Annotated in this window: 1 protein-coding gene; it reads left to right on the top strand. The window is 46.1% G+C overall.

Annotation, left to right across the window (positions count from 1 at the left end):
• Nucleotides 1–671: phage tail sheath family protein (locus ACFIO5_RS12115; RefSeq protein ID WP_375705540.1), on the top strand; the 671-nt coding region annotated here is incomplete at both ends.

Raw genomic sequence — 671 nt, 5'->3', positions numbered from 1 at the left:
GGTGACAACGAAAATGCAACACTCACCAATATTCTGGGTGGTGTAAACGCAAATGGTGCTTATGAAGGTGTTCATGCTTTGATTGGAGCGGGGTCCATTGTAGGACAAACACCACGCATTCTCATCGCTCCAGGCTTTACACATCAACGCCCTTCCAGTGTGAATATTGAAGAGAATGGAACTGGTGCGACTGCCAACCCCGTAGCAGCAGAACTCATTGGCATTGCTGAACGCCTACGCGCCATTGTGGTGCTTGATGCACCCAACACAACAGATGAAGCAGCCCTTAGCGCAGCAAAGGATTTTGATTCAAAGCGCGCTATTATCGTTGATCCGTTTGTAAAGGTAAATCGTGATGGAAAAATTGTAGAACAGCCAGCAAGTGCAGCAGTTGCTGGTGTCATTGCTAAAACTGATTTTACACACGGCTTTTGGCATTCTCCTTCCAATAAAGTGATCAATGGCATTGTGGGAACTGCGCGCCCTATTGATTTTTCCATTGGTGATCGATCAAGCCGCGCTAACCTTCTTAACGAACAAAACATCACAACAATTATCCGCGAAAATGGTTATCGTCTTTGGGGTAATCGCACCCTTTCAAGTGATACAAAGTTTGCTTTCTTATCGGTGGTGAGAACCGCAGATATGATCAATGACGCCATTTTGCGCGG

This window comes from Bartonella sp. AA86SXKL (assembly GCF_042196885.1).
The sequence above is the reverse complement of the archived record's forward strand: the minus strand, read 5'-3'. Positions and strand labels throughout refer to the sequence as shown.